This window comes from Rhodococcus sp. UFZ-B548 (genome assembly GCF_903819475.1).
GTDB classification, from domain to species: Bacteria; Actinomycetota; Actinomycetes; order Mycobacteriales; family Mycobacteriaceae; genus Rhodococcus_F; species Rhodococcus_F erythropolis.
Map to the genome: position 1 here is coordinate 61115 of NZ_CAIJDS010000012.1, position 26102 is coordinate 87216.

Below are 26102 nucleotides of genomic sequence, written 5' to 3' on the forward strand. Positions count from 1 at the left end.
GCCCGTCACGCACAGGGGAAACGGGTGGTGTGAGTCATCGACTTGCGCCCGCTCGCTCCCGGGGAGGATCAAAAATGTTCATTCGTAAAGCTGCGGCCATCGCAGCGATGACCATTGCCGCTACGGGCATCGCTGCAGGTACTTCTTACGCAGCTCCGGAGACGTCACCCGACGTTTCGTACACCGCCGAGGTCGTCGACCAGGCTGTTGTCACCACCATCGATGCCGGGGCATTCCGGGTATCGGGTGACGGCACATACGTCGACTTGCAGAACAGCCAGGGCGCAACTCTCGTGAGCCTGCCGCTCGCGTTCAACCTCGGGGACGTTCAGTTCCCGTTCGACGAGACCATCAGTGAGGACGGCAAGACCCTCACCCTCAAGCCGAACCTGGACCCGGCCAGCTCCAAGCCGAAGCCGGTCGCTGCCGAGTTCACCCCGGTTGCTTCGCCTGACGAGGATCAGAAGGCAATCGAGAAGTTCCAGTCACAGCTCGGGCTTGCCACGCAGATCGGTAGCCTCACCGGCACGATCGTCGGAGCAGTCATCGGTTGCATCGTGGGTCTGCCCGGCCTGGTTATCGGCTGCCTCCCCGGCATGGTCACCGGTGCCGGTATCGGTGGAGTCGCCGGTACCATCCTCGCCGGCGGCGGAACCGCAATCGTCGCGGGCATGGACCTGATCAAGGTCCTGAACGCTCCGGCCGGAACAACTCTCTTCCAGTAAGCAGCTCTACCGGTTAGACGTCACGAACGCCGAAACGGGCGCCACACCTTCGAAAGGTGTGGCGCCCGTTTTGCTGTCTCGGGGAATGCGTGCGATCAGTAGTCGCGAACCTTCAGGCCTGGATTGGCGGCGAGGATGTCGTTGATCGGCGTCGCGTACTGCGTCGGTGCTTCTTGTCCGAACAACGTCTCGGCCTGAGCGATCTCGCAAAGGGGAGAGGTGGCGACGTTGGACGCACTCGTGATGCCCACTGCCAACGTTCCGGAGACGATGGGGCCACCGCTGTCACCCTGCAGGACGCAGATGTTGGTGGTGAAGCCGTTGTCGAGGGTGTGATCCAAGACCTTGGCGACGCGGTTGACCCCGGTGACGACGCCGCAGCTGAAGCCGGTGGTCGATCCCGCCTTGCAGACCGGGGCGCCCACAATGGGATCGGCGGTACCGGTGATATTGACCGAACGGTTGAACGGGACCCGCACGCTGTTGTTCTCGAAGCGGTACTTCGCGTTGTCGTCGATGTTGATGATCGAGTAGTCACGCCCGTCGAAGCTGCTCTTGGCGAAGTATCCGACGCGGGGCCCGGTCTGGTTGTTCACCATCGGGAAGACCTGGCTGGAGTTCGAGGTGCCGGCAGCGGCACGGTTGGGATCGCAGTGACCGGCGCTGATGTTGACCGTGCGTCCTGAACCGTCGGTGCCGTTGAAGCCGAATGAACAACGCAGTCCGGTGTTACCGGAGGTTGCGCCGAAGGCGTCTCCGCCCAGTGCAGCGTCGCCGGTTGCGGATCCGGTTGCGGGAATGAGGTCCGCGACGATCGGGGGAACCAGTAGCGGAGCAGCGGTGTGGACGACGGTCCGCTTCAGGAACTCAGGCAATTCGATGCCGGCAGCAGGATCGGCGGTGAGGGCGACTCCGTTGCCGACCACGTCGACGGCGATGCCACGCACGAGGTCTGCGACCTCGGCAGGCTGCGAATCGAGCCAGGTGTTGAGTGCCGAGAGTTGACCTTGCAGAGCCTGCTCGCTCTGCGCGACGTCCTTGACCTCGAAGCCGGCCTTCTCGGCGGCCTCGCGGGCAGCATCCTTGTCGCGACCGTCAGCGAGAGCGACGATGCCCTTGCCGAGATCGTCGAGCCACACGCCGGCAAAAGAGTCGGGAAACTGGACGCGCGCGATGGCGGCGAACTCTGCGAGCTTCTGCGCGAGTTCGGAACGCGAGACGAACTGGTCGGGCGTCAGCGCCAAGTCGTGCTGTAGGGCTTCGGCGAGTTCGACGGGCAGATGGGCTGCCTGATCGGATACCCCGGATTCATTCGGTTCTGCGTTCGCGACCGCGGTAATCGGTCCGAGGAGCAGCAGCGCGGCCGAACCGAACACTGCGGCGCGACGTGCGATGGAGCTTCGCATGTGGGCCTTTCCACTTCGTTGACCGCGTACCACCCCCCTGGGAGCACACGGATACGGCTCACGGACTTGTGGTGAGCCGATCACAGTCGACCATGACTATATGGGTTCGAACGCGCTATTCCCACCCGTTACATGAGCAAACAGCGCTGACCCCGACCGACAACAGCACTGTGCCCGCCGATCAGAACAGATCGGCGGGCACAGTGCTGTGAATCAGGCGTTGGTCAACCCGCAGTGCGAACGCGGATTCCGGAACCGATACCGCCACCGGATGCACGATCTGCAGCGTCGAGGATGTCTCCGACCGGGATACCCAGATTCGAGGTTCCACCGGAGGTCGCGAGTACCAGGTTCGCTTCGTTGCAACTGGGTGCGCCGCTGCTGTTGGAACCGCTGGTGATGCCCAGCGCCAGGGTTCCGGAGACGATGGCGCCGCCACTGTCCCCGGCGAGGGTGCACGCGGTACCAGCGAACCCGCGGACGGTTCGTGAATCGCCGTCAGCCATGACCAGTTGTGTTTCGACGCGATCGGCTGCCACGACGCCACAGGTGAAGGACGACGTCTGACCCGACTTGCAGATGGGAGCGCCGATCACGGGACGTGCTGTTCCGGTGATCGCGAGGGTGGTCCCGTTGGCACCGCGGACGGCAGCGCGGTCGAGGCCCGCGTCGATGCCCGACTGGTCGAACTTGATGACCGAGTAATCGAGATCACCGGCGTTGTTGCCGACGGAAGACTGTGAGAAGGCGCCGATCAACTGACTGTCGTCGACGTTCGCGTGATTCGGCAGGTAGACCGGCGACTTCGAGCCCTCGGCCGGATTGCAGTGTCCGGCACTGATATTGAGTGCATTGTTCTGATCGTCGACGGCGTTGAACCCGAACGAGCAGACCGAGATGTTCTCGGTCGGCGTCTCGCGAATGGGACCTGTCGACGTGATGTAGGTGTCGCCGCCGAGCGCTCCGGGATCAACCGATCCGCCACCGTCCGGGCTGAGAACGATCTTGGTGTTCTCGAGCAGGGTCGGAAGATTGAGTGCCTGCCCGACGGGGCTGTTCGCAACGTCGATGACGACCTGGTTGTTCAAGACGTCGATAGTCGCCGAATTGACTGCGCGTGATATTTCCTTGGGAAGCCCGGCGATCCATCCGTTGACGTCGGCCAGCGTCTTCTCGAGGGTGTCGGCGGAGACGGGGGCGACGTGGGTGCGGTATCCGTCGTCGGCCGCGATTCGAGCAGCTTCGGTGGTGGTGACGGCTACGACGGGTTGACCGTCGAGTCCCATCCACGATCCGGCGTAGTCGCCGGGGCGCTCGGACTTGAATTCCTGGGCGTACGCGCCGAGTTCCTGAGCTTTGGCAGCGCGGTCGAGATACTCCTGTGGGGAGATCTTCAGATCGCGTGTGATCGCCTCGACCAGCTCAGCCGGAAGCTGGTCGGCTTCGAGCTGTTCGACATGCGTGTCGGAGGCGGGCTCTGCCGATGCCGTCGTGGTGAATGGAGCTGCGAGCAGTAGTGCCGAGGCGCCGACCACAGCGGTGCGGATCGCCAACGAGTTACGCATGAAATCCCTTCAAGTCCCCGGCACCGAGCCGGTAGGTACCGCACCCACCATAGGGGAAAAGTTTCGACGAGGAATATGCGCCTCCTGTCTGGCTGTTCAATCTTTCTGTCTAACTTGGCATTCCGGGTCTCGGGGCCAATGGCATGACGGGCATGTCGGGATTCGGCACCACCGGATCGGTTGTGTCGGTCGGGTTGGAGGGCTGCGTCGGCGTTGTCTGTGTATCAGTGGGGTCGGTCACGGCGGGAGTGTCCGGGGTAGCCGGATCGACCGGATTCAGCGGTCCGACGACCGGCGGCAGGTTCTCGATCCGAAGGGGGTCGAGCTGGATGGTGATCGGCGATCCCTGTTGCGCGGGGACGTTCGCCGTAGTGGATTTCTCGGTACCGGTGCCCGGACTCGCCGGGATGGGCTGGGATTCGGATGAGGTCGATTCCGCGTCGGATGACCACGACTGCGCCGTCGGCTGCGCGCCGAGAGCGGGTACTTCCGACGGGAGCGAGGTCGCTGAGTGCGAAACCGTGCCGGGCTGACTCGCCGCAGTGGCGGGCGTGGTGCCGGTGGGCAGGGGAGATTGTGCGTCGAGAATCCCGGGCGCTGAAATGGTCGGAGTGTGTCCGATGATGACCGCGGCCGCGCACCCCGACACCGTCAGAAAGACTGCGGCGGCGGCTGCGGCGATGATCGGTCGGCGCTCCGACCGCCACTGACGATTCAGCCAACCGTCGACGCTCGGTGCTTTCGTGCCCGGTACTTCCACGCCGGATTCCGGCTCCGGTTCGATCAGGACGAACGGCGGAAACTCCTCGAGGGTGTCCTCTGGCTCGGCAAGATCGGTTGGCTCGGGTTCGGAACAGGTAGAGGTGATCGAGTAAGGCGCGGCCAACGCTGCGGCTCCGCGGGCTGCACTGTCGTCGGCATCCGGATCCGCGAGCCACGCCGCGGAGGCCTTCTCTTCCGGAATCAGTTCGACGCCGTCGAGATCCATGCTGTCGAGTGCGCCGCGCAGTGCGTCGACGGAATCGTTCGACCAACCTGCCGGGATCACCGCAGAGATGTTCAGGTTCTGATCAGTGAGTGTTCGGACCTCCTTGACCAGGCAATACATTGCTGTTGCTACGAGTTCCTCTCCTCGCGTCATGTGCTCGGAGAAGTTGTCGGTATCGTCAGTTCCGACCCTGTCGAGGAACCCGCGCAAGCCGGTTGACCCCAACGCGGTTTCACCTAGCTGCACGGTGCCGTCAGGAGCGTGGTGCAGCACCGATTCGCGTTCGAGGATCACTGGTTCCGAGTCGGGCTTCGCGATCGCAGCAATGCTTCGTTTATTGCCGACGGCGAGTTCGACTCCCCACTTCATAGCGATCCCCGTTTCACAGTTACCGAACTTTGCTCGGCATGCATGTCCTGATTCCTGTGAAAACTATCACTTAAACGGATATACGCAACCCTCCGGACAATATGCAGCTAACTATTTGTTCGGCGGTGTCATGCTGCGAAGGATGGTGAGCAGTTCCGAACGAGACTGCGCCCCGACGCGCCGCTTGATGCGTGCGACATGGTGCTCGACGGTTTTAGCGGAGATGTAGAGGCGTTCGCCGATTTCCCGATAGGTCAGGCCGACGACGACGAGTTCGGCAACTTCTTGTTCGCGCTCGGTCAGTACCGACGGTGGTGCCGCGCTGTCGGTCGAATCGGTTGCATTCGTCTCGGCCGTCGACGTTGTGCGTAGCGAGCGCGCAACGTGGAGCAATGCGGTGGCCGATTTGGTGTCCGGTGTGCGCAATGCTGCTTCGCCCGCCAAGCGGGCCGCGTCCCAGGGCAGCCCGATGCGGTTGAGTGTTCGCGCTGCAGCTTCCACGTCGTCTGCGTCGACGCTGCCCTGCATGAGTAGGAGCCATTGGCGTCCGGCGGTCGCCAAACCGGCTGCGTAAGTGTGGGTTTTGGCTGATTCCGCGAGTGTATGGGCGTGTGGAAGGAGATCGGCCGGTGACTGCGAGAGGATCGACGCCTGGACGCCGTACCAATGCAGCGGCGACGACCACAGCGGAGGCTCGCCGAGTGCTCGGAGGAGCGTGCGTGCGTCGTCGACCAGATGCTCGACCTGCTCGGCCTCGTCGAGTCGTACTGCCGCAAGCCACAGTTCGCCGATGGGAAGCAAATTGAAGAGATCCACGCTGCAGGACGAGAGGGTGCCGGCTGCGCCCGACCAGGCTCGCCGCAGCTGGGCGAGATCGCCGGAGCGTCGAGCGAGACCCACGATCATGGCATGCAGAAACAGTGCGTCACGCTCACGGAGGGGGCCGCGGACTACCTCCTCCGGTAGATCTTCGACAGCAGTGTCGTGCCCACGGGTCATCGCGATCCACGCGTCGAGAAGGTGAAGCCGCGCCCACGTGTGACTGCTTGCGTCGTCGGCGGCGATCGCGGCCGCGACGACAGCGGCGGCCCGTTCATGGGCGCCGTTGTGCAGGAGTGCAAGAGCTACCAGCGCCGGGGCGGAATCAGGCTGGAATTCAGATGTGCCGGAGCCGCCGGGGAGCGAAAGTGCGCGCGACATCGTGTTGAGCGCACTCGGTGCACTCCCCGTGACTGATTGCATCAGTCCATTGGCCAGTGTGGCAGCGCCGACAGTGGAGCTCGACGGTGATCCTGTGTGCCCGGTGAGCGCCGCGTTCGCGTCATCGACGTTGCCGATGCCGAGGAAGGTGATTGCGGCGAAGGGGGATTCGGTTTCGGTGCGCCCTGGCCCGAGCCAGGTGTAGAGATCTGCGGCGGCGCGGAGTTGGCCGCATGCTGCGGACGAAGCTGCGCGGATTCGCACCGCCGCAGCCAGTCTCGCGTTGTCGAGATCGGGTTCGGCGATGACGGAATCGGCCAGGCGGCAGGCAGTGTCGAGGTCACCACTCCGAGCCGAAACCTGGGCGTACAGCAGCGTGTCCGCCACGCCGAGAGGCTCGATCGAATTCACACGACGAAAAAGATCTGCCGCGACCGTCGGCGTGCTCGCGTCGACTGCGTCTCGTAGTACAGCCGTGAGATCGCGGTGGCGGATGCCGGAGTCGAAAAGTCTTCGTGCTGTATCGATATCGAGGGTTCTCGCGTTCGCTCGTGATTCGACGATTCTGATCAGCTCGCTGCGGATACGTCCTGTGCTGGTCGACTCTGCCACAACGCTCGCGACGAGAGGTGATCGCGAACCGAACAGTCCGGTGGCCAGTGCTCGGTCGAATGCCGCTGTGAGACTGAACTTCTCCTGTCCCAGATCGAGCTCGAAAGCGTCGATGTCCGGGACGGCGAATGAAACCTCGATGATCTCACGCTCGATCGGATGCAGAGCGGTGACCTGATGGAGGATGTGTGTGCGTACGGCTGTCGCCATTTCCGGGCGGCCCGCCGAGGCGGCGGCGAAATACGCTTCGACGGCCCCGAAGGAACCACCGGCCAGATGCTCGAGCGTCAGCACGGCACGATCGTCGAGCGGAACTCTTCGCTCCGCGGCGATCTTCCGAATATCTGACCGGTTCAACGGGTTCAGATGTAGGACGGTACCGAAACTCGAGATGTTCGAGTAGATCGGTGCGAGTGGAGGATCGATCCGATCGGAGGCGATGACAACTCCGAGGTCGTCACGTTGAACCAGTTCGTTCAGGGCACGGATTTCATCGGAGGTCAGAGCCTGTGCGTCTGCGATCACCACAATCGCATCGGCCGGGGCGTCATGCGTGACGACGGTGACCACTGGTCTGTCACCAGATTCGATCCTCTTGCGCACCGCCCTCGTCACTTGGGGCCGAGCGCTGGCGTCGGTCCCGGTGACGAACAGGCGCAGTGGCGATGCAGTCAGGTCGATGCCGCGCAAAAGTCCTGCAATGTAAGACGATTCGGTGCCGCTGTCACGGTTCATCGAAAGCCCGCCGGTCAGCGGATCGGCGCGGTGACGCCGCCGACGACACCACCGACCACGTTTCCGACACCACCGACGACGTTACCGAGACCTCCGACCACGCCGCCGACACCGTCCCCGACGCCGTTGACCAAACCGCCGACACCGTTGCCGATGCCGGTCGCAGCATCACCGATACCGGTTCCGACGCCTGCTCCGGGCGCGGGCGCTGGTGCCGGTGCCGGGGCGGGAGTCGGTGCGGGCGCCGGGGCGCCGGGTGCGGCAGGTGCAGGCGCCGACTGGGCGGTCTCACCTGGTGCGGGAGCAGATCCAGCTGGTGCGCCGGCAACCGGAACTGCCCCTGGTACCGTCGTCGAACCGCCTGCGGCAGCAGGAGAGCCGGGCTGATTGTTCTGAGTAACGTTGTTCGCAGTCGTGGATCCGGTGCCTGCTGCTTCGGCTGCCGTGGTGCTGCCGGGGGTAGAGCCCGGCGTGGTCGAAGCGGTGGACGAGGTGGACTCACTGGTGGTGTCCGCCGAACTGGACGGAACGTTGATCTTGTCCATGGCCGTTCCGATTCCGAGTCCGCCTGCGGCGAGCACGATGAACGCTCCTACCACCGCAGCAACGACGCCCACCCTCGACGAGCGTCGAGTCGCCGTGTTCTCTTCCTCTGTCGGCTCGGCAAGCAACGGAGTGGAGAAGGCAGGAACCGGTGCGGGCTTGCGCGACGGCTCGGCGGGAATCACTGCAGTGGCGGCGGCCGGCACTTGCGAGTCTCGGGCGTCGAGGGCGAGTGCCGCGGCGCCGGACGCCGCGCACGACGCGGGATCGGCGTCGGCGATCACCGGAACACGAAGCTCCGCGGACAGTAGTTCGGCGACAAGGGGAATGGACGAGCTTCCGCCGGCCAGAACAACCTGATTGACATCACTGGACTCGACGCCGGCAGATCGCAGGCTTTCGCGCACCAAGGCCACCGATTCGGTGAGGGCGGGCCTGATCAGATCCTCGAGCTCGGAACGAACCAGTCGAATGTCGCTGACGGCGCCGGGAAGCGTCACGCGAGCAACGGTTTCCGTCTCGGTGGAAAGTTCCTCCTTGGCTGCGCGGGCTTGCTCGCGCAGAGTTTCCAGCGCTGCAATCGTCTCGGGAGCAAAGGGATCAAGGGCTGCGAAGTGGTCGGAAACCGCATCGAGCAGGTGCACGGTGACGAGGTGATCGAATTCGTCGCCGCCGATGTCCTCGCTGCGCAGTGGCTTTCCGAAGATCTCGCTTCGTCCGCCGGTCGTGGACATCATCGTGACGTCGAGCGAGCGAGCGCCGAGGTCGTAGACGACGGTCAGACCGTCGTTGGCAGCGTTTCCGGAAGCGGCGAGCCACGCCATGACGGCCGCGGGTTCGGCGACGAGAGTAGCCCCGTGAACCCCGGCGTCGTCCAGCGCGGACTCCATGGTGCGTGCTGTGTGGCGGTTCCACCCCACCGGATGAGCCAGGACAACAGTTGGCCCTTCTTCGCGGCCAGCCTGGCCGACGAGCGCGCCTACCGCTGTCGCTGCGAGAGACTCGCCGCGGTACTCGGTACCGTCGGCGGCAAGTATCGGGATCGGGTCTCCGACGCGCTCGACAAATCCGGTGATGACGGATCCGTCGTCCAATTGCAGCGCACTGGGTAAGCGGACCTGTTGCGTTTCACCGGTCGAGCCGTCGGTGACAGCTACGAGAGTGGCCGAACCGATGCTGATGCCGAGCCCTGCCGCCATGAACGAACTCCCCTGGTCGTGGGCGACAGAAGGACTGTCGCGGTTGTCTGCGATGTCGGTTTCAGGACCTGGATCGTTACCGGATCGGAGGCGTCGCGGCGAAGTAGGGGACCGATCCCCTAATCGGAGCAAATCCCCCTATTCCGAGCGGGCGTACCCCGTAGGGGGCTTCCCCGTCTGTCCACGCAGAAGAGGGGGGTGCTCCCCGTTGGCCCCAGTCGCAAAAGTTCTTAGCGTTGATTCCACTCGCTACCTCTGGCAGCGCACCAGTTTCCGGATCACCGGCAACAACCCACCGGCAACAACCCGGTCAACGAACTTCAGGAGAACCCGCCATGGCAACGAACGCCGTACTCGAATTCATCCTCGGGCTACTTCGTGACGACGAGGCAGCTGCCAACTACTGCGCCAACCCGACCGCGGCACTCAATGCTGCCGGTCTGTGCGACGTCAGCCCCGCCGACATCGTCGCGGTCGCTCCGCTGGTTGCCGAGTCCGGACTCTTTGCCGGTGGCGGCGCCGACCTGTCCGCGATCGTCAACGCCGGCGCGTCCGCTGCGGGTGCCATCGGCGGCGGTCTCGGAATCGGTGGTGGTCTCACCGGTGGACTGGGTGGCGGCCTCGGCGGCAGCCTGGGTCTCGGTGCCGGTGCAGGCCTCGAAGTCGGAGGCGCCCTCGGCGGCCAGTTCGACCTGGTCGGCGACTTCGCAGCAGCCCTCAGCGCTGCGCTTGCCATCGGCGGCGAGATCAGTGCCGACCTCGGCGCAGCCTTCGGCGCCGTCATCGAAGCCGGCCTGGGCCTCGGCGGTGCACTCGATCTCGAAGGAGCTCTCGATCTGGGCGCACAGCTCAGCGCGGCTCTGGGCGGCGCCCTCGGAGTGACCGGCGGTCTGACCGCGGAACTGGGCGCAGCCATCGACGCCGCCATCGGTGCGGTCGGCGGACTCGACCTGACGGCGGGGCTCAGCGGAGCCCTCGCACCCGTCTTTGCCATCGGTGGCGACCTCGGAGCCGACCTCGGACTGGCTCTCGGTGGACTCCTCGGCGGCGCAGCAGACCTCAGCGGTCTCCTCGACATCGGCGGCGAACTGGGCGCGAGCCTGACCGGCGCACTGGAATCCGCCCTTGCACTGGGCGGCGGCCTCGATCTGGCCGGCGCTCTGACCGGCGACCTCAGCACGGCGTTGTCCGGCGCGCTCTCCGGTGTCCTGGGAGCCGGCGGCACGATCGGCGCCGATCTGGGTGCATCACTCGGCGGCGTCCTCGGAGCGATCACGGATGTCAGCGTTCTCACCGATATCGCGGGCGGCCTCGATCTCGGTGCTGCACTGAGCGGCGCACTCGGCGGAGCTCTCGGAGTTGGCGGCGGCTTGGAAACTGCACTCGGCGGCGCACTCGACGCAGCACTGGGCCTCGGCGGAGGACTCGACCTCGACGCCGTACTCGGCGGCGGTGCAGACCTGGGCGCTCAGCTCAGCGCGGCACTCTCCGGCGCCCTCGGTGCCGGCGGAACGGTCGGCGCCGATCTGGGCGGCGCACTCGGTGGACTGCTCGGGGGAGCACTCGACCTCGAAGGCGGTCTCGGCGCAGACCTCGCAGCGGCTCTGGGCGGCGGTGCGAATCTGTCGACGGCCCTCGAAGGTGTCCTCGGTTCGGCACTCGGCGTCGATGCCGGGCTGGCGGGCGGTCTCGGCGGCGCACTCGACGCAGCGCTGGGCGCAGGCGGACTTACCGGAATCGACCTCGGTGGTGCACTCGGCCTGGGCGGCGAAGCAGGCTTGGCAGCCGGTGTGGCTGCGGCTCTCGACACCGCTCTCGCAGGTGCAGGCGGCTTGGGTGCTGTCGGTTCCGTGGGCACGGACCTCACCGGCGCGCTGGACGGTGCGCTGGGCGCCGGCCTCGGGCTGGGGGGCTCTCTCGACAGCGTTCTCGGTGCCGAAGGCGCACTCGGTGGAGCGCTGGACACGGCACTGAACCTCGGCGGAATCGACACCGGTTCGATCGGCGCCGACCTGCCCTCCGTCGACCTCGGCGCAGTGAACCTTGGCCCGATCTCTGCTGAACTGCCTTCCGTCGACCTCGGAAGCATCGCGGCAGACGGCCTGAACCTCGGCGGTGTGACCGGCGACCTCGGAGCAACGGTGGGCGGTGCTCTGGACGCAACAGCAGGTCTCGACGCAACAGCAGGTCTCGACGCCGCCACGAACGCTGCGGCTGGTTTGGGTGGGTCGCTCGGCGGAGCACTGAACGGCGTCACCGATCTCGGTGGATCGCTCGGCGGGGCTGTCGGAGCAGTCACCGACGTGACAGGTTCGATCGGTGCCGACGTAGCCGCGGCTGCCGGTGGCACCGTCGACGGTGGCGGTACCGTTGGCGGCGGCGGAGTCGCTGACCTGGGTGGATCCCTCGGTGGAGCAGTCAGCGGCGTGTCCGACCTGACAAGTTCCTTGACCGGTGCGCTGAACCCGTGGTCGTCGATCGATGCGACCGACGCTTTCGGTGCGGGCTCCGATTCGGGACTGAGCGCCGATACCGGACACTCGCTCTTCGCCGAGGATTCGGTTGCAGCGCCGGTCGATCACATCGACCCGGTTGCGGTTGTCGATCACCTGCATCCCTGATCTGCTGACGCAGGAACTGAAATCGGTCAAAATGACCTGATGTAACAAATCCGGCCCTGCGTGCGCTATGCGTTCGCAGGGCCGGATATTCGAGTCGGGAAGAATTGCGGGTCAACGTAGCTCATGAGTGATTCAGCGAGTCAGGTAAGCAGTCGGAAGGCGCGCGTCGCGTCGTCGACGGCGTCGTTGCTCGAACGAACAGCCGTCGTGGCGAAGGATTTCGGGCGCACGGATCTGGTGCGCCGACTCGAGAATGCTCAGGTCAGAGTCAATGATCCACGTATTCGTATCGTGGTGGTCGGTCCCCTCAAACAGGGCAAGAGCCAGTTCGTCAATTCTCTGCTCGGCATTGACGTGTGTTCGGTCGGTGACGACGAGACCACTGCCGTGGCGACGGTCGTGCAGTACGCGGAGACCGCGGTCGCCGAATTGATTCTCGCCGATCCGGGTGCGGCGCCCATCCGGGTGCCCCTCCCGCTCGAAGAACTGATGGGGATCACCCCGGCCACGCCTCGCGCCGAAGGGCGTGAAGTTCTGCGTGTGGAAGTGGGTGTTCCCAGTCCGCTGTTGGCCGACGGTTTGGTTCTGATCGACACCCCCGGTGTCGGTGGTCATGGAAATCCGCATGCTGCAGGAACATTGGGATTGATCACTGCGGCCGATGCCGTGTTGGTTCTGTCGGACTCCAGTCAGGAGTTCACCGAACCCGAGCTGGGATTCATCCGCCAGGTCGTCAATCTGTGTCCTGCGGTGGCCGGTCTGATCAGCAAGACCGATCTGTACCCGCACTGGCGACAGATCCTCGACGCCGATCGCGGACATCTCCAGCGCGCCGGGTTGGACCTGCCGCTCATTCCGATCTCCTCGGTACTGCGGTCGCACGCACTGAGGCTGGGGGACAAGGAACTCGAGGCGGAATCCGGATTTCTGGACCTCTATCAGTTCCTGCGGGACAACGTGGTTGCGCGTGCCGAGTCGAACACGCGACGCGCAGTTGCGATGGACGTGCGTTCCTCGGCAGCACATCTGACGTTGGAGATGGGCAGTGAGCTTGCGGCGCTGAAGGATCCGTCCACCGCTCAAGCGGCGGTCGCCGGCCTGCAGCGTGCCCGGGCAGCGGCCGAGGAACTGCACAAGAAGACCTCGCTCTGGCAACAGAGCCTCGGCGACGGCATTGCAGACCTCGCCGCCGACATCGATCACGACCTCCGGGACCGGTTGCGCCGGGTCACCCGCCAGGCCGAAGAGACGGTCGACGAAGGCGATCCAGGTAAGGACTGGGACGTAGTGGGGGAGTGGCTCGAACAGGAGATCGCCACCGCTATCGGTGACAACTTCGTGTGGGCTCACGATCGAGCTCAATGGTTGGCAGAAGTTGTGGCGCAGCACTTCGCGGAGACCGGCGACGTCGCGCTCCCGCATCTCGACGTCGCCGACACCGACGGTTTCCTGGAACCGGTTGGCGCGTTGTCGGACCTCGAATCCGGCCGTATCGGCATCACTCAGAAGGTCCTGGTCGGCATGCGCGGTTCGTACGGCGGCGTCTTGATGTTCGGCTTGATCACCACGATGATGGGCATGGCACTGGTCAACCCGATCTCCATCGGAGCCGGGGTTCTGCTGGGCACCAAGGCTTATCGCGAAGACAAACAAGCACAGGTGCTCAAGCGTCGGGCCGAGGCGAAAGCGGCTATCCGACGGTTCGCCGACGACGTCAGCTTCCAGGTGGGCAAGGAGTCGAAGGACCGCCTCCGCCTGGTGCAGCGGCTCCTGCGGGATCACTTCACCGACATCGCCGAGCAGGCGCTGCGCTCGATCAACGAATCCCTCCGCGCCACGCAGGAAGCTGCGCAGTTGGAGTCGAGCGAACACGCCGCTCGTATCAAGCGTCTGGAGACCGACATGCGCGTCGTCGCAGAGCTTGACACCGTTGCCGGAAAGCTGATCGGCGAAACTCCGGCTCCTGCTTCGGCAAAGGTGAGCAACGCATGAGTGCCACGACCGCCGTGACCGCTGTGGAGTCGGCACATGCTCTGATCGACCAGGCCAGACGGGTCTACGCGGACCAGCCGCAGACGCGAGCCCAGTTGGACGAATGCGCTGCCCGACTCGGCGAGCCACTCCGGGTGGCGCTCGCCGGCTCCCTCAAGGCGGGGAAGTCGACGCTGCTCAATTCGCTTGTCGGACAGGATATAGCGCCTACCGACGCGACGGAGTGCACGCGCGTCGTCACCTGGTATCGGAACGGGACAACGCCCCAGGTGACTGCGACGGCCGAGAACGGTGCCGAGTTCAACGTGCCGGTGACGCGCCGCGACGGCAGGCTCACGTTCGATCTGGGGGAGTACACCGCAGACTCGGTGGACCGCATCGACGTCGACTGGCCGTCTTCGGCATTGGCTCGTACGACGATCATCGACACCCCAGGTACGTCGTCGCTCTCGACCGAGGTTTCGGCCCGAACCTGGGACATGCTGGTTCCCGATGGTGGTGCGCCCGGCGCGGACGCGGTGGTCTACCTGCTGCGCGCCCTGAACGCCAGTGACATGCAGTTCCTCGGGAAGATCGCTGATCATGTCGGCGGAGAATCCGGCCCGCTCGGAGTGATCGGTGTTCTCTCGCGTGCCGACGAGGTCGGCGCAGGCAGGCTCGATGCGTTGTCTTCGGCGAAGGACGTCGCGGCACGATTTGCCGAGGAATTGGAGCGAACCGGCCTGTGTCAGTCGGTGGTTCCCGTGGCAGGTCTGCTGGCACTCGCCGCACGGACGATGAGGCAGAGTGAGTTCGCTGCCTTCTCGGCGCTCGCGCAGGTCCCATCCGAGGATCTGAGCCTTGCACTGCTCTCCGCGGATCGTTTTGCCAGGCAGGACAGTCCGCTCCCGGTCGACGCGGCGATGCGGGCGCAATTGGCCGATCGGTTCGGGCTCTTCGGAATTCGCCTCGCCGTGACGTCGATCAAGCTGGGGGCCACTGATTCACCGTCTCTGGCAGCCGAATTGCTGGAGCGAAGCGGACTGGACGACCTTCGTCAGGTGATCGACGTTCAGTTCGGGCAGCGCGCGGATCAACTGAAATCGCACACCGCGCTGGTGACGTTGGGCCGAATCCTCGAAGCCGATCCGAGTGAGGAAGGCGATCTGATCGCGGCGGAGGCACAACGGTTGCTTGCCGATGTTCACGGTTTCCACGAACTTCGCCTGCTCGGGCGACTTCGTTCGGTACACACAGATCTGCCACCCGACGACCTGGCACAACTACAAAGGCTGATCGGTGGCTACGGAATCCGGGCCAGTGACCGGTTGGGCTGCGAACCGGAAGAATCGCCGGAGGTCCAGCGTGCGCAGGCTACCGCGGCTGTCCGGCGATGGCGGGAGTTGTCCAGGCATCCGCTCTTCGACAGGTTCACCTCCCGCGCCTGCCTGGTTGCTGCCCGCAGCGCCGAGGGCGTCTTGGCTGAAATTGTGCCCGAATAGGGACCCGTTCACTGTGCGAGCGCTTGGAGAGGGTTCTATCTTGAGTTCGGGATGACCCGGACATAACTCCCAGGTTCGGGTCCCACCTCGATGGGAGCACGCGCATGGCGAGTGACATCAAGTCCGCTTCACCGGATCGAGCCACCCTCGTCCTGGGGACGCTCATCCTGGTCGCTGCGGTCGCGAATCTCAATCTCTCGGTCGCGAATGTCGCGCTGCCGGACATCGGGCGGGCCTTCGACGCCAGCCAGACGCAACTGAACCTGATCGCGGTCGGGTACTCGTTGGGCCTGGCCGGAACGGTGCTCTACCTTGGGGCGTTGGGAGACCGATACGGCCGCAAGATGCTGCTGGTCACCGGCATGGCGCTGTCTATTCCGGCGTCGATCGTGGCTGGATTCGCCGGGAACTTCGAAGTGCTGTTCCTTGCTCGGATAGTCGGAGGCGTCTCGGCAGGTCTTGCATTCCCGACCACGCTGGCGATCATCACGGCGCTGTGGGCCGGACCGGCACGGACCAAGGCGATTGCCATGTGGTCCGCAATCGGTGGCGCGATTTCAGCACTCGGTCCGATCGTCTCGGGGGCGCTGCTCGAGCAGTTTCACTGGGGTTCGGTCTTCTTCGTCACCCTTCCGTTGGCTCTCGTGGCACTGATCTGTTCGCTGGTGTTGGTGCCCGCGCACGTCAACGAGACGACCGAGCGAGTTGATCACCTCGGAGGCATAGTGTCGATCGTCTTCATCGGGGCGCTGGTGCTGTCCATCAACTTTGCGCCGGTGAAGGGTTCGGGCACGTTGGCTCTGGTGCTCGGGGCGATAGCGGTCGTCGCGGGTATCGGGTTCTTCCTGCAACAGCGACGCGCGGTCAATCCGCTGTTCGATCTTCACGTAGCTGCGCGCCCGACCTTCTGGGTCGCGGCGGTGGGCGGGTTGGTCGTGTTCGGTTCGCTCATGGGCGCGATGTTCATCGGCCAGCAGTTCCTGCAGAACGTCCTCGGCTACTCGACGCTGGCAGCCGGTGCGGCCATCATTCCGGCTGCGCTGGCGATGGTGATCGTTGCGCCGCGCTCGGCGACCATGATCGAAAGGTACGGCGCCCGCGTCACGCTGCTCTCCGGCTACCTGTTCGTGGTTCTCGGGTTGTTTGTCGCGCTTTTCCTGTGGAACGAAAGCACACAGTATTGGCAGGTCGCGCTGGCCTATGCGCTTGTCGGGATCGGGGTCGGCCTGGCAGGCACACCGGCATCGCGTTCGCTGACCGGATCCGTTCCCGTGCACCGCGCTGGTATGGCGTCGGGAACCTCGGACCTGCAACGCGACCTGGGCGGCGCCATCATGCAGTCGATTCTCGGCGGAATACTCACGGCCGGGTACGCAAAATCGTTGGGGAATGCGATCTCGTCCTCGCCGAACGCATCCGAGGTGACTCCCGAAACTCAGGCCGCGCTCACCAAATCTTTCTCCAGCGCCGAAGTTCTCGCGGAACGCTACCCGCAATACGCGGACCAAATCATGACCGCCGCCAAAAACGCCTTCCTGGACGGGGATACAAACGCCTACATCGCGGCGATCATCATCGTGTGTGCCGGTGCCGCGGTGGTGACGTTCTTCTATCCGCGCCGCGAGCGCGAACGTGTCCTGCTGGCGCAGTACGCGGCAGAATCCGATCTCGCCGCGGAGAAGAGTTGAGCGCGCTCTGGTACTGATGAAGGATGCCACAGCTACTTCACATCGATTCGTCTGCCGAACTCCACAACTCGACCTCTCGTGATCTCACCGCCCTGTTCGCTCAGCAGTGGTCGAACAACAGTCCGGATCACACGACGGTGACGGTGGACCTGCACCGGGATCCCTTGCCGCACCTCGCGGACGCGGCTCTGCACTATGCACCACGTTTGCGGGTCGAGGGAGAGATTCCGGATCCCGCCGCGGAAGCACTACAGGCTCGGGTCATCGAGCAACTTACCGCTGCAGACGTAGTCGTGATCGGCGCGCCGATGTACAACTGGTCGATCCCGTCCACGTTGAAGGCGTGGATAGATTACGTGCACGTCCTGGGGACTACGGTGCCTTTCGACACGCGTACTCAGCCGCTCGCAGGTAAGCCCGTGGTGATCGTGTCCAGCCGTGGGAACACCTATGCACCGGGCTCGGGGAACGAGGCCAACGATCACACCGTCCCGCCACTCGTTCAGGTGCTCGGGGTGTCGATGGGAATGGATGTCTCCGTCATCACCGCGGAACTGACTTTGGCGCAGCGTATTCCGGCGATGGCACCGCTGATCGAGCAGGGTGACGCGAGCCTGCGTGCTGCCCGGGAGTCGTTGACCGAGCTGGCCCGTACCTTGGGGGCCTGATCAGGAAGTTCGACCAGGTTCAGGTGAGAAGCGAGATCATCGACGCCACGTCAGCCGGCTCTACGTCGTAACCCGGGAAGTAGCAGCACACTTCGTCGGCATGCTCGCCGAACCGCCGCCGAATCTCGGCAGCACACTCTTCGGGGGTGCCGACGACGGCGAGTGTGGTCAGCATCGGATCGGTGATCAGTGATGCCATGTCGGCGTAACCACCTCGCTTCGACAGGGCATTGAGTTCCGGTTGGACCTCGCCCCACCCTTCGACGTCGAGCACCGGACGGTATGCGGGCGTCGAACCGTAGAACGAGAGCAGGGCTCTGACGCCTCGGGCGGCCGCGGCAAGTTGATCGTCGCCGCGGCCGACGCCGACGATGACCTGCGGGATGATCGTGAATTCGTCTCGGGTGCGGCCGGATTCACGGAGGCCGGCATCGACGGCCGGAAGTGTTCGTTCGAGGAAATGGCGTTGCGTGTGGAACGGCATGACCAGGAGTCCGTCGGCCACCTCCGCCGCCGTCCGGGTCATCACCGGTCCGAGCGCACCCATCAGGATGGGCGGCGGTCCATAGGGATTGGGGCCTGGATCGAACGTCGGGGGCATCAGAGTGTGGGTGAAGAACTCGCCGCGGAAGTTCAGCGTCGAGGTGTTCTCCCACGCCGTGAAGATCGCCTTGACCGCTGCGACCGTCTCCTTCATGCGGGCCGCTGGACGCGACCACGTTGCGCTGTAGCGTTTTTCGATGTGTGGTTTGATCTGCGATCCGAGACCGAGGCGAAAGTGGCCGCGACTGAGCAACTGTAGGTCGTTGGCCGAATGCGCCAGATGCATGGGACTGCGGGGGAATGCGATGGCGACGTTGGTCATCAGGTCGAGGTCGACGGCCGATGCCGCTTCGACGAGCGGGAAGAACACGTCGTGTGGTCCCTCGAAGGTGAACAGGCCACCGGCGCCGGTGTCCGCGAGTCCACGGCTGCGAGCAGCGCCCGCGCCCGGCGCGGAGTCGAGTTGTACGTGAACCTTCATCGGCGTACTCGCAGCCAGGTGCTGACACCGGGAGCAAACGGAGCGATCGCCGCCACTGCTACAAGGACGCAGTAGAGAATCGGACCCCATCTCAGAACTCCGGCGCCGATATCCGCGGCGCCGTCGACCAGAGACATGAAGCCGAGTCCGGCCGCGATGCTGAGGGCTCCGACGATCGCCGTCATCACCCGCCCGGCGTTCTTGCGGGCACGGAGGAGTTGAAGGCTCATGAGTGCGAGCAGGATCAGGACGAGAGCGCCGCCGCCACTGCCGGCCAGGACGACCGTGACGGCATCGGAGATGTCGGTGGACGAGTATCCGGGATTGTCGCGCGCAGTCGATTCTTCGAGGGCTGACCGGACGTCGTCGAGGCTGGTGACTACCACTCCGGCGATACCGGCCAGGACGACGAACGAGCCGATCCAGGCAGAGGTGGACAAGGTCACGGCCTTGGGTATCTCGTCGTTCGCTGCAGGTCGGAGCGGCCGAACCGAGACGTCGGGTCGCTCGGGTGCCGGGCGCGCCGGCGCCGGTCGAGCAGGTCGAACGGGAGAATTGTCGGGATCGGTCACCGGCCGATCGTAGCCATTCGGAGAGATTCGGAAGTGATGTGGCGCACTTTTTCGGCTTTTCGGGGAAGGCGGGAACAAATCTACGTGGGCTGTAGTTGACCATTTCGACAAGCTTGAGCGCCCTCGGCTCAACTTCAAGTTGACTCCCGGCCACGGTCGGAGGCAAACTTGAGCGGAGGACGCTCACCAAGCGAAAAACTCGCGGTCATGTTCGAGATCAACCACTCGGGCAGAGAACCGCAGAACGAAAGGTAGGAACACTATGGCTCGTGCAGTCGGTATCGATCTCGGTACGACCAACTCGGTAGTTGCAGTGCTGGAGGGCGGCGAGCCCGTAGTGGTCGCCAACGCCGAAGGCTCACGTACCACCCCCTCGGTGGTCGCATTTGCCAAGAACGGCGAGGTTCTCGTCGGTCAGCCCGCGAAGAACCAGGCAGTCACGAACGTCGACCGCACCCTCCGCTCCGTCAAGCGCCACATCGGCACTGACTGGAACGTGGAAATCGACGGCAAGAAGTACACGCCGCAGGAAATCAGCGCCCGCACGCTCATGAAGCTCAAGCGTGACGCGGAGGCTTACCTCGGCGAAGACATCACCGACGCCGTCATCACCGTCCCCGCATACTTCGAGGACGCACAGCGTCAGGCAACCAAGGAAGCCGGCCAGATCGCCGGCCTCAACGTCCTTCGTATCGTCAACGAGCCCACCGCGGCTGCACTGGCATACGGACTGGACAAGGGTGACACCGAGCAGACCATTCTGGTCTTCGACCTCGGTGGCGGCACCTTCGACGTCTCCCTGCTCGAAATCGGCGACGGCGTCGTCGAGGTTCGCGCAACCTCCGGTGACAACCACCTCGGTGGCGACGACTGGGACGAGCGCGTCGTCGCTTGGCTGGTCGACAAGTTCAAGGCTCAGAACGGCATCGATCTGACCAAGGACAAGATGGCCCTGCAGCGTCTGCGTGAGGCTGCGGAGAAGGCGAAGATCGAGCTCTCCAGCTCGCAGAGCACCTCCATCAACCTCCCGTACATCACGGTCGACGCGGACAAGAACCCGCTCTTCCTGGACGAGCAGCTCTCCCGCAGCGAGTTCCAGAAGATCACCTCGGACCTGCTCGATCGCACCCGTGCGCCGTTCCAGGCAGTGATCAAGGACAGCGGAATCGCTGTCAAGGACATCGACCATGTCGTGCTCGTCGGTGGTTCCACCCGTATGCCGGCAGTCTCCGATCTGGTTCGTGAACTGACCGGTGGCCGTGAGCCCAACAAGGGTGTCAACCCGGACGAGGTCGTCGCAGTCGGCGCCGCACTCCAGGCCGGCGTGCTCAAGGGCGAGGTCAAGGACGTTCTGCTCCTCGACGTCACGCCGCTTTCCCTCGGTATCGAAACCAAGGGTGGCGTGATGACCAAGCTCATCGAGCGCAACACCACCATCCCCACGAAGCGTTCCGAGACCTTCACCACCGCTGACGACAATCAGCCTTCGGTGCAGATCCAGGTCTTCCAGGGTGAGCGCGAAATCGCTTCGCACAACAAGCTGCTCGGCTCCTTCGAGCTCACCGATCTGCCGCCCGCCCCGCGTGGCGTTCCGCAGATCGAGGTCACCTTCGACATCGACGCCAACGGCATCGTGCACGTGACGGCGAAGGACAAGGGCACCGGCAAGGAAAACACGATCAAGATCCAGGACGGCTCCGGTCTGTCCAAGGAAGAGATCGAGCGCATGGTCAAGGACGCCGAGGCTCACGCCGAGGAAGACAAGGCACGTCGCGAAGAGGCAGAGGTCCGCAACCAGGCCGAGTCGCTGGTCCACCAGACGGAGAAGTTCGTCAAGGAGCAGCGTGAAGGTGAGAACGCGGGCAAGGTCTCCGAGGAGATCCTGACCAAGGTCGAGGCAGCGGTCAAGGACGTCAACGACGCCCTGGCAGGCACCGACATCGCTGCAGTGAAGACCGCAGTGGAGAAGCTGGGCACCGAGTCGCAGGCTCTGGGCCAGGCCATCTACGAGGCTTCCGCTGCAAACGAGGCCGGAAACACCGACGGCGCAGGCAATGACGACGACGTCGTCGACGCCGAGGTTGTCGACGAGCCCACCGACTCGGACAAGAAGTGACCTCGGACAACTCCGAGAACAACCCGGTCGACCCCGAGACCGGTGCACAGGGAGAGGCGGCGGGGGAATCCCTGCCGCCGCTCGACTCGGAAGACACAGGGGTAGTTCAGGAAGCAGAGTCGATCGTGGAGGAAGCATCCGCCACCGATCAGCTCGCCGAACGAACTGCGGATCTGCAGCGACTTCAGGCGGAGTTCACCAACTACCGTCGTCGCGTCGAGCGTGACAAGCAGGTCATCAAGGAAACCGCGCGCGCTTCGGTCATCACCGAACTCATCGGAATCCTCGACGACCTGGATCGCGCTCGGGCACACGGTGACCTCGAATCAGGTCCACTGCGTGCACTCGCGGACAAGCTCAACACGACCCTGACGGGTCTGGGTTTGACCGACTTCGGTAACGAGGGCGACGATTTCGATCCCGCACTCCACGAAGCGGTGCAGCATGAAGGCGAAGGCCACGACCCCGTACTCGGGACGGTCATGCGCAAGGGTTACAAGCTCGGCGACCGGGTCCTTCGGACCGCAATGGTGGCCGTGACGGACCGGGTAGGCGACAAGCCTGCAGACGGTTCAGAACAAGAAGCGAAGTAAGAGTGAGAGGAGGAGACGCCCAGTGAGTCAACGGGAGTGGATCGAGAAGGACTTCTACAAGGAGCTGGGCGTCTCGTCCACCGCGACGGCCGACGAAATCAAGAAGGCGTATCGCAAGCTGGCCCGGGATCTTCATCCCGACGCCAACCCTGACGATGCGAAGGCCGAAGAGCGTTTCAAGTCCGTCAGTGAAGCTCATGCCGTTCTGTCTGATCCGGACAAGCGCAAGGAGTACGACGAGGCCAGGCGTCTCTTTGCCAGCGGAGGCTTCGGTCCCCGTGCGCAAGGTGGCGGTGGATTCAACCCCGGCGCTGGTGGTTTCGACATCAACGACCTGTTCGGCGGCGGTGCCGGCGGGCAGGACTCGGGTCTCGGAGACATCTTCGGCGGATTGTTCAATCGCGGGGGAGCGGGCCAGCGCACCGCTGCGCCCAACCGCCCGCGTCGAGGCAAGGACCTCGAGACCGAGACGACGCTCGCCTTCCGCGAAGCGGCGCTCGGTGTCACCGTCCCACTTCGTCTGACCAGCCCGACGTCGTGCACCACGTGTCACGGCAGCGGCGCAAAGCCGGGCACCAGCCCGCGAGTGTGCCCGCATTGCAACGGAACCGGCGTGGTCAGCCGCAACCAGGGCGCATTCGGATTCAGTGAGCCGTGTGACGACTGCCGGGGAACCGGCTCGATCATCGACTCGCCTTGCGAGGACTGCCACGGTAGCGGCGTCACCAACCGGACACGGACCATCACGGTTCGCGTGCCGGCAGGCGTGAGCGACGGTCAGAAAATCAGACTCAAGGGCAAGGGCGAAGCGGGTCTCCGCGGAGCTCCGGCGGGTGACCTGTTCGTCAACATCCGCGTCAAGCCGGACAATGTCTTCGGCCGTAACGGCGACGATCTGACGCTGACGGTTCCGGTGAGCTACGGCGAACTGGTGCTCGGGACGACACTGTCCGTGCCGACCCTGGACGGCCGTGTCGGAGTGAAGGTTCCGGCCGGAACGGTGGACGGACGCATTCTGCGAGTTCGCGGACGCGGCATCCCCAAGCGTCCCGAGGGGGCAGGCGACCTTCTGGTCACCGTCAAGGTATCCGTCCCGCAGAAGTTGGACGACCCGGCGATCGAAGCGCTGAAGACCTATCTCGAAGCCGAGAAGGCGAGCGGGTTCGATCCACGGGCCGGGTGGGCCGGTGCATGATGACCGAACGACCGCAGAATCAATGGGATGCGACGGTCGATCCTGACGCCCAGATCTTCGTGATCTCGGTGGCAGCCGAGTTGGCCGGAATGCATGCGCAGACCTTGCGTAACTACGATCGACTCGGTTTGGTCACCCCTCACCGAACCACTGGTGGCGGACGACGCTACTCCCCGCGTGATGTTGCGCTTCTGCGTGAAGTGCAACGGCTTTCGCAGGACGAGGGCGTCAACCTCGCCGGAATCAAACGGATCATCGAACTGACCAACCAGGTCGAGGCTCTGCAGCATCGCGTCCGCGAACTGGCCGAGGAAATCGCGAAAGTCCATGCGGGCTATCGCCGGGACCTCGTTCCGATTCCACGCAACAACGCGTTGGTGGTTTGGAAGCCACGAAACCAGCGATAGTTCAGACCTTTACGCAAACGGCTCCACGCCCTGCTCGGATTCACCTCATCGAATCCCGCAGGGTGTGGGGCCGTTTTGGCGTTTCCACCCAGCGGGAATCGGTCTGTCGAGGCCGCCCGAATATGCATAGCGTCCGCTTCCATGACTCCTCTTTTGTGCGTTTGACGTTATCCAGATCACATTCTATGCTCCAACCCAAGCAACTGCTTGCTAGATCATCAAGCGGGTGCTTGGTTGGCTGGTGCTCGAAATCAGGCGTTCCCACCGGCCGATCCTTCTTTCGTCAGGTATTCGCCTGACGTTCGGTGCATACATGTGTTCTAGGAGTGCAGACATGAATCGTCGGCCCATTCTTGTTGCGGCAGTTGCCGTGACGGCTCTGGCTCTCGCGGGGTGTAGTGGTTCTTCGGAGTCCGAAGGTGGCGCGGATTCGCCGTACCGCGTCCTGCTGACCGGCGGGATCAGTGCGCAGGGTGTTCTCGCGGCGAACTCGCAGACTTCCCTGCTGGCCACGAAGGCCGGCGTTCAGGTCCAGAACGAGGCCGGGGGCATCGGCGGCCGTCAGATCGAGCTCACCACTGTCGATGACGCGGGTGATGCAACCATCGCCGTCACCAAGCTGCGCGAAGCCATCAACTCGGGGAACAAGCCTGACCTCTACCTCAACTCGGGTCCTTCGTCGATCGCGGCTGCGGTTCTCCCGATCCTCAAGCAGAACAACATCCTCTCGCTGAGCATGGCGCCTTCTCCCGATTCCACGGACCCCTCGAAGTTCCCGCTGAACTTCGACCTGGCTCCGGGCGCGACCGACACCGCTCGCGGCATCTCCGAGTATGCAAAGACCAAGGGCTACAGCAGCGTCGGAGTCCTGCACGGTAGTACCGCTTACGGTGAACTCTTCGGCGAGGAGATGACCAGTGCGCTCGAGAAGGTCGGTCTGAAGGCTGCCGGCAACGAAGAGTACGACGCCGCTGCTCTGGACATGACGGCGCAGTTGCAGTCCCTCAAGAATGCCGGTGCAACGGCAATCGCGTTGGACGCGTACGGCGCCCCGCTCGGATACGTGTTGCAGAGCCTGGAGCGACTCGGCTGGGACGTGCCGTTGATCGGCAACACGTCGGTCTCTGCCACCAACCTCATCGCCAATGATCCGCCCGCCGGTGTGCTAGGCACCCCGCAGGTGAAGAACCTGGTGACGCAGGTGTTCACCAGCACGGTGTTCGATCCGAACAACGTGCTCGTCAACACGATGGTGGACACGATGGCGTCGCTGGGCTCGATCCCGTCGACGCTGATCCTCGCGGACAACTACGACGCATTCCCCCTCGTCGCGGCAGCAGCGGAGAAGGTCGGCAGTTCGACCGATCCGAAGAAGCTCGCCGAAGCACTGGAAACCGCAGAGGTTCAGGAGAATGCCAAGACCGCATTCCTCTCGCGCTACAACTTCAGCTCTGACAACCACGGCCCGAACCCGGATACCAGTGAGCTGAAGTTCATCAGCCCGACGAAGATCCTCAACGGTCAGTTCGGAAACCCGGCTGCGTCATGACCATTCTGTGGTCCGGATTGGCGCTCGGCGCGGTCTACGTGCTGGTTGCCATCGGGTACAACATCGTTTTCGTTTCCTCCAACACTTTCAACTTCGCTCAAGCTCAGCTGATGATGGTGGGCACTTTCGTCGCCTACACGGGTCTCGTGACCCTGAAACTTCCCGTTCTCGTGGTGGCCGTCATGGCAACCGTGACCGTGATGCTCCTCGCCTCGGTCGAGGAGATCGTCGCGATCAGACCGGTGGCCGATCACCAGAACCAGCTGGTCACCACGCTTGGCGTTGCCACGCTGCTCAATGGTGCAACTCAATTGATTTGGGGTAGTGAACCTCTCACGGTTCCGTTCTTCGGATCGAACGAACCGATCACCCTACTCGGCGGCCGTACCTACCCGGTCGAGATCGCTCTGCTTGTTGCGGCGATCGCACTGGTCATCGGGTTGAGTTACGTCTCGAAGAAGACCATGACGGGTCTGGCTCTGATCGGCATCTCCGAGGATCGTGAAGCCGCGATGCTGCGAGGAGTCAACGTACGACGGTTGGCGCTGGGTGCGTTTGCCTTCTCGGGTGCATTGGCCGGTGTCCTCGGACTCCTTGTCGGCCCCAAGACGTTTGCAGTTGCGACGTTGGGTGCCGCGCTGGCCCTCAAGGGATTCGTGGCGTTGGCGATCGGCGGGTTCGGCTCTCTGCCAGGCGCTTTGATCGGCGGCCTGACCGTCGGCCTGGTGGAATCGTTCACCGCCCTGTGGGCGGGAAGTCAGTACAGCAATATCGCCGTCTTCACGGTGCTGATCATCATCTTGATGGTCAAACCTGCCGGCTTGTTCGGCAACGTCCGAGAACGGGTGGTGTGA

At 64.1% G+C, this 26102-nt stretch carries 19 protein-coding genes; 12 read left to right on the forward strand and 7 right to left on the reverse strand.

Features of this window, described 5'->3' with window-relative positions; translation table 11 throughout:
* Positions 1-74 precede the first annotated feature (74 nt).
* Entirely contained in the window at positions 75-725 is a 651-nt protein-coding gene (locus H7C86_RS13130) for an ammonium transporter (protein WP_182261662.1), read from the forward strand.
* A 95-nt stretch (positions 726-820) separates the two neighbouring features.
* Here H7C86_RS13130 and H7C86_RS13135 read toward each other — a convergent pair whose 3' ends face one another.
* The 5 genes from H7C86_RS13135 to H7C86_RS13155 form a co-directional block, all read right to left on the reverse strand.
* Positions 821-2131: a S1 family peptidase gene (locus H7C86_RS13135; RefSeq protein WP_029254718.1), complete on the reverse strand. Its 1311-nt coding sequence runs from the start codon at positions 2129-2131 to the stop codon at positions 821-823.
* 224 nt (positions 2132-2355) lie between these two features.
* Positions 2356-3696, reverse strand: a complete 1341-nt coding sequence (locus H7C86_RS13140) for a S1 family peptidase (protein WP_020906592.1) — start codon at positions 3694-3696, stop codon at positions 2356-2358.
* A 109-nt stretch (positions 3697-3805) separates the two neighbouring features.
* Positions 3806-5053: a hypothetical protein gene (locus H7C86_RS13145; RefSeq protein WP_021343218.1), complete on the reverse strand. Its 1248-nt coding sequence runs from the start codon at positions 5051-5053 to the stop codon at positions 3806-3808.
* 111 nt (positions 5054-5164) lie between these two features.
* A complete protein-coding gene (locus tag H7C86_RS13150; protein WP_134998301.1) occupies positions 5165-7600 on the reverse strand; it encodes a LuxR C-terminal-related transcriptional regulator in 2436 nt (811 codons plus the stop codon).
* 14 nt (positions 7601-7614) lie between these two features.
* The gene (locus tag H7C86_RS13155; protein WP_182261663.1) at positions 7615-9342 is read right to left on the reverse strand and encodes an Hsp70 family protein; all 1728 of its coding nucleotides are present in this window, start codon (positions 9340-9342) and stop codon (positions 7615-7617) included.
* Positions 9343-9677: 335 nt separating this feature from the next.
* On the opposite strand from H7C86_RS13155, the gene H7C86_RS13160 reads away from it, so the two are divergent.
* The 5 genes from H7C86_RS13160 to H7C86_RS13180 all read left to right on the forward strand — a co-directional run bounded on the left by H7C86_RS13160 (position 9678) and on the right by H7C86_RS13180 (position 17792).
* On the forward strand, positions 9678-11963 hold the full coding sequence (locus H7C86_RS13160) for an IniB N-terminal domain-containing protein (RefSeq protein WP_182261664.1): 2286 nt from the start codon (positions 9678-9680) through the stop codon (positions 11961-11963).
* A 123-nt stretch (positions 11964-12086) separates the two neighbouring features.
* Entirely contained in the window at positions 12087-13955 is a 1869-nt protein-coding gene (locus tag H7C86_RS13165; RefSeq protein ID WP_019749378.1) for a dynamin family protein, read from the forward strand.
* Positions 13952-15436 carry a dynamin family protein gene (locus H7C86_RS13170; protein ID WP_182261665.1) on the forward strand — a complete coding sequence of 495 codons (1485 nt, stop codon included), beginning with the start codon at positions 13952-13954 and terminating at the stop codon, positions 15434-15436. The genes H7C86_RS13165 and H7C86_RS13170 overlap by 4 nt, the downstream gene beginning before the upstream one ends.
* 104 nt (positions 15437-15540) lie before the next feature.
* A complete protein-coding gene (locus H7C86_RS13175; RefSeq protein ID WP_019749380.1) occupies positions 15541-17124 on the forward strand; it encodes an MFS transporter in 1584 nt (527 codons plus the stop codon).
* A 23-nt stretch (positions 17125-17147) separates the two neighbouring features.
* Positions 17148-17792 (forward strand): FMN-dependent NADH-azoreductase, encoded by a 645-nt coding sequence (locus H7C86_RS13180; RefSeq protein ID WP_019749381.1) that lies wholly within the window; start codon positions 17148-17150, stop codon positions 17790-17792.
* Between the two features lie 19 nt (positions 17793-17811).
* Here H7C86_RS13180 and H7C86_RS13185 read toward each other — a convergent pair whose 3' ends face one another.
* Together H7C86_RS13185 and H7C86_RS13190 are read right to left on the reverse strand one after the other, a co-directional pair.
* Complete coding sequence (locus tag H7C86_RS13185; protein WP_182261666.1) at positions 17812-18816, reverse strand: TIGR03617 family F420-dependent LLM class oxidoreductase; 1005 nt, start codon at positions 18814-18816, stop codon at positions 17812-17814.
* Complete coding sequence (locus H7C86_RS13190) at positions 18813-19388, reverse strand: hypothetical protein (protein ID WP_021343221.1); 576 nt, start codon at positions 19386-19388, stop codon at positions 18813-18815. The genes H7C86_RS13185 and H7C86_RS13190 overlap by 4 nt, the downstream gene beginning before the upstream one ends.
* 262 nt (positions 19389-19650) lie before the next feature.
* On the opposite strand from H7C86_RS13190, the gene dnaK reads away from it, so the two are divergent.
* The 6 genes from dnaK (at position 19651) to H7C86_RS13220 (ending at position 26102) form a co-directional block, all read left to right on the forward strand.
* Complete coding sequence (gene dnaK, locus H7C86_RS13195) at positions 19651-21504, forward strand: molecular chaperone DnaK (protein ID WP_019749384.1); 1854 nt, start codon at positions 19651-19653, stop codon at positions 21502-21504.
* Positions 21501-22097, forward strand: a complete 597-nt coding sequence (gene grpE / locus H7C86_RS13200) for a nucleotide exchange factor GrpE (RefSeq protein ID WP_019749385.1) — start codon at positions 21501-21503, stop codon at positions 22095-22097. The genes dnaK and grpE overlap by 4 nt, the downstream gene beginning before the upstream one ends.
* Before the next feature lie 22 nt (positions 22098-22119).
* A complete protein-coding gene (gene dnaJ, locus H7C86_RS13205; protein ID WP_019749386.1) occupies positions 22120-23292 on the forward strand; it encodes a molecular chaperone DnaJ in 1173 nt (390 codons plus the stop codon).
* Complete coding sequence (locus H7C86_RS13210; RefSeq protein WP_003944355.1) at positions 23289-23699, forward strand: heat shock protein transcriptional repressor HspR; 411 nt, start codon at positions 23289-23291, stop codon at positions 23697-23699. Before dnaJ ends, H7C86_RS13210 begins: the two co-directional genes overlap by 4 nt.
* Before the next feature lie 334 nt (positions 23700-24033).
* A complete protein-coding gene (locus H7C86_RS13215) occupies positions 24034-25248 on the forward strand; it encodes an ABC transporter substrate-binding protein (protein WP_182261667.1) in 1215 nt (404 codons plus the stop codon).
* Entirely contained in the window at positions 25245-26102 is an 858-nt protein-coding gene (locus tag H7C86_RS13220) for a branched-chain amino acid ABC transporter permease (protein ID WP_019749388.1), read from the forward strand. The genes H7C86_RS13215 and H7C86_RS13220 overlap by 4 nt, the downstream gene beginning before the upstream one ends.

Bases quoted from the DNA above. Each gene is read 5' to 3' on its own strand.
- H7C86_RS13185 (WP_182261666.1), bottom strand. From the start codon at position 18,816: ATGAAGGTTCACGTACAACTCGACTCCGCGCCGGGCGCGGGCGCTGCT.
- H7C86_RS13180 (WP_019749381.1), top strand. From the start codon at position 17,148: ATGCCACAGCTACTTCACATCGATTCGTCTGCCGAACTCCACAACTCG.
- H7C86_RS13215 (WP_182261667.1), top strand. From the start codon at position 24,034: ATGAATCGTCGGCCCATTCTTGTTGCGGCAGTTGCCGTGACGGCTCTG.
- H7C86_RS13175 (WP_019749380.1), top strand. From the start codon at position 15,541: ATGGCGAGTGACATCAAGTCCGCTTCACCGGATCGAGCCACCCTCGTC.
- H7C86_RS13150 (WP_134998301.1), bottom strand. From the start codon at position 7,600: ATGAACCGTGACAGCGGCACCGAATCGTCTTACATTGCAGGACTTTTG.
- H7C86_RS13130 (WP_182261662.1), top strand. From the start codon at position 75: ATGTTCATTCGTAAAGCTGCGGCCATCGCAGCGATGACCATTGCCGCT.
- H7C86_RS13160 (WP_182261664.1), top strand. From the start codon at position 9,678: ATGGCAACGAACGCCGTACTCGAATTCATCCTCGGGCTACTTCGTGAC.
- H7C86_RS13145 (WP_021343218.1), bottom strand. From the start codon at position 5,053: ATGAAGTGGGGAGTCGAACTCGCCGTCGGCAATAAACGAAGCATTGCT.
- H7C86_RS13170 (WP_182261665.1), top strand. From the start codon at position 13,952: ATGAGTGCCACGACCGCCGTGACCGCTGTGGAGTCGGCACATGCTCTG.
- H7C86_RS13135 (WP_029254718.1), bottom strand. From the start codon at position 2,131: ATGCGAAGCTCCATCGCACGTCGCGCCGCAGTGTTCGGTTCGGCCGCG.
- H7C86_RS13140 (WP_020906592.1), bottom strand. From the start codon at position 3,696: ATGCGTAACTCGTTGGCGATCCGCACCGCTGTGGTCGGCGCCTCGGCA.
- H7C86_RS13220 (WP_019749388.1), top strand. From the start codon at position 25,245: ATGACCATTCTGTGGTCCGGATTGGCGCTCGGCGCGGTCTACGTGCTG.
- H7C86_RS13165 (WP_019749378.1), top strand. From the start codon at position 12,087: ATGAGTGATTCAGCGAGTCAGGTAAGCAGTCGGAAGGCGCGCGTCGCG.
- H7C86_RS13155 (WP_182261663.1), bottom strand. From the start codon at position 9,342: ATGGCGGCAGGGCTCGGCATCAGCATCGGTTCGGCCACTCTCGTAGCT.
- dnaK (WP_019749384.1), top strand. From the start codon at position 19,651: ATGGCTCGTGCAGTCGGTATCGATCTCGGTACGACCAACTCGGTAGTT.
- H7C86_RS13210 (WP_003944355.1), top strand. From the start codon at position 23,289: ATGATGACCGAACGACCGCAGAATCAATGGGATGCGACGGTCGATCCT.